Annotated in this window: 1 protein-coding gene; it reads left to right on the top strand. The window is 66.9% G+C overall.

Features of this window, described 5'->3' with window-relative positions; all coding sequences use genetic code 11:
* Positions 1–3,186, top strand: a 3,186-nt coding sequence (locus tag ACK59X_RS09360; protein ID WP_409956762.1) for a HAMP domain-containing protein, incomplete at both ends; no start/stop codon positions are given.

The following is a 3,186-nucleotide window of genomic DNA, read 5'->3' as shown; positions in this document are numbered from 1 at the left end:
GTGCGCAACATTGCCGAGGTGACCATCGCCGTGGCCAACGGCGACCTCTCCAAGAAGATCACGGTCGACGTGCGCGGCGAGATCCTGCAGCTCAAGGAGACCATCAACACCATGGTCGAGCAGTTGCGCTCCTTTGCGTCCGAAGTGACGCGCGTGGCGCGCGAGGTGGGTACCGAAGGCCGCCTGGGCGTGCAGGCGGTGGTACCCGGCGTGGCCGGCACATGGAAGGACCTGACCGACTCGGTCAACACCATGGGCGCCAACCTCACCTCGCAGGTGCGCAACATCGCCGAGGTGACCACCGCCGTGGCACGCGGCGATCTGAACCGCAAGATCACGGTGGACGTGAAGGGCGAGATCCTGGAGCTCAAGAACACCATCAACACCATGGTGGACCAGCTCAACTCCTTTGCCGGCGAGGTGACGCGCGTGGCGCGCGAGGTGGGTACCGAAGGCAAGCTCGGCGGGCAGGCCCAGGTGAGCGGCGTGGGCGGCACCTGGAAGGACCTGACCGACAACGTGAACTTCATGGCCAGCAACCTGACCGAGCAGGTGCGCGGCATCGTGAAAGTGGTGACCGCCGTGGCCGACGGCAACCTCAGCCAGCGCCTCACCGTGCAGGCCAAGGGCGAGGTCGCGGCGCTGGCCGACACCATCAACGGCATGACCGACACCCTGGCCACTTTTGCCGACCAGGTGACCAACGTGGCGCGCGAGGTAGGCGTGGACGGCCGGCTGGGCGGCCAGGCCAACGTGCCCGGTGCTGCGGGCACCTGGAAGGACCTGACCGGCAACGTCAACCTGCTGGCAGCCAACCTCACGACGCAGGTGCGCGCCATCGCCGAGGTGGCCACCGCGGTGACCAAGGGCGACCTCACGCGCTCCATCCAGGTCGATGCCAAGGGCGAGGTGTCCGAGCTCAAGGACAACATCAACACCATGATCTCCAACCTGCGCGAGACCACCGAGCGCAACCGCGAGCAGGACTGGCTCAAGACCAACCTGGCGCGCTTCACCGGCATGCTGCAGGGCCAGCGCGAGCTCAACACGGTCGGCAAGCTGCTGCTGTCTGAACTTGCGCCGCTGGTGTACGCCCACCAGGGCACGGTCTACCACCTCGACGCGCAAGCCGGGGCCAGCGGCGAACTGGTGAAACTATCCAGCTATGCCCAGGTGGGCGAGGCGCGGCTGGCCGATCGCATGGCCCTGGGCGAAGGCCTGGTGGGGCAGTGCGCGGTCGAGCAAAAGCGCATCCTGCTGTCCGACGTGTCGTCCGATTTCATCCGCATCGGCTCCAGCCTGGGCGAGGCACGGCACGTGAACATCGTGGTGCTGCCGGTGCTCTTCGAGAACCAGACCAAGGCGGTGATCGAGCTGGCATCACTGCATCCGTTCACGGTGGTGAACCTGAACTTCCTGGACCAGCTGGCGCTGAACATCGGGGCGGTGATCAACACCATCGAGGCGACCATGCGCACCGAGGGCCTGCTCACCCAGTCGCAGCAGCTCACGGCCGAGCTGCAGTCACGCCAGAGCGAGCTGCAGCAGACCAACGAGGAACTGGGCACCAAGGCGCGCCTGCTGGCCGAGCAGAACGCCGAAGTCGAACGCAAGAACGCCGAAGTGGAGCAGGCGCGTGGCGCGCTGGAGGAAAAGGCCTCGGAGCTGGCGCTGACCTCCAAGTACAAGTCCGAGTTCCTGGCCAACATGTCGCACGAGCTGCGCACGCCGCTCAACTCCATCCTGATCCTGAGCCAGCAGCTGGCCGAGAACGGCGCGCGCAACCTCTCGGCCAAGCAGATCGAATATTCGCGCAACATCAACTCCTCGGGCACCGACCTGCTGCACCTCATCAACGACATCCTGGACCTGTCCAAGATCGAATCGGGCACGGTCACCGTGGAGGTCGAGGAGATCAGCTTCGCGGCGCTGCGCGACAACATCGACCGCAACTTCCGCCATGTGGCCGTGGCCAAGAACCTGCCGCTGCACATCCGCTTCGAGCGCGACCTGCCGCGCTCGATGGCCAGCGACCCCAAGCGGCTGCAGCAGATCCTGAAGAATCTGCTTTCCAACGCGGTCAAGTTCACCAGCCAGGGCCAGGTGGAAGTGCGCGTGGGCGTCGCCAAGGTCGGCTGGACGCCGGACCACCCGGTGCTGCGCCAAGCGCAGCAGGTGGTGGCCTTCGCGGTGGAGGACACCGGCATCGGCGTCCCGCCCGAGAAGCAGCGGCTCATCTTCGAGGCCTTCCAGCAGGCCGACGCGGGCACCTCGCGCAAGTACGGCGGCACCGGCCTGGGCCTGGCCATCAGCCGCGAACTGGCGGTGCTGCTGGGTGGCGAGATCCGGCTCACCAGCGTTTTCGGCCAGGGCAGCGTCTTCACGCTGTACCTGCCGCTGCAGCACGTCGCCACCGAACCCATGGGCTCCCGCTCGCCGGCAGAGCTGGCAGAAATGCCCAGCCGTTCGCTGACCACCCTGCCCGGCCTGCGCGAAGAGCAGGTCGCCGACGACCGCGATGCCATCGGCGCGCAGGACCAGGTGCTGCTGATCATCGAGGACGATCCGCACTACGCCCGCATCCTGCTGGGCCTTGCGCGCGAGCATGGCTTCAAGGGCATCGTGGCCAACCAGGGCAGCCTGGGGCTGGCCCTGGCGCGCGAGTACCGGCCGGCGGCCATCTGCCTGGACATCTTCCTGCCTGACATGCTGGGCTGGACGGTGCTCAACCAGCTCAAGCTCGACCCCGGGCTGCGCCATATCCCGGTGCAGATCATCACCCAGGAGGAAGAGCGCCAGCACGGGCTGTCGCACGGCGCCTTCGCCTACCTGGTGAAAGGCCCCACCACCACGGGGCTGGAGGCGGCCTTCGGGCGCATCAAGGACTTCATCGTGCCGCGCACCAAGCGCCTGCTGGTGGTGGAGGACAACGAAATCGAACGCGCGGCGGTGCTGGAGCTGCTGGGCAACGACGACATCGAGATCGTGCCGGCCCCGAGTGGCGGCGCGGCGCTCGATGCGCTGCGTGCCGAGCCCTTCGACTGTGTGGTGCTGGACCTTCGCCTGCCCTACATGAGCGGCTTCGAGCTGCACCAGCAGTTCCTGCCCCAGACGGCCTGGAAGGAGATCACCGATGTCGCTGACAAGGCCACGGACCAGAGCATCACCTCACAGGCGCGGCTGCCG

It is taken from the genome of Acidovorax sp. (assembly GCF_046339755.1).
Lineage (GTDB): Bacteria > Pseudomonadota > Gammaproteobacteria > Burkholderiales > Burkholderiaceae_C > Acidovorax.
Note: the sequence above shows the minus strand (reverse complement) of the source record. Positions and strands in the feature narration are given on the sequence as shown.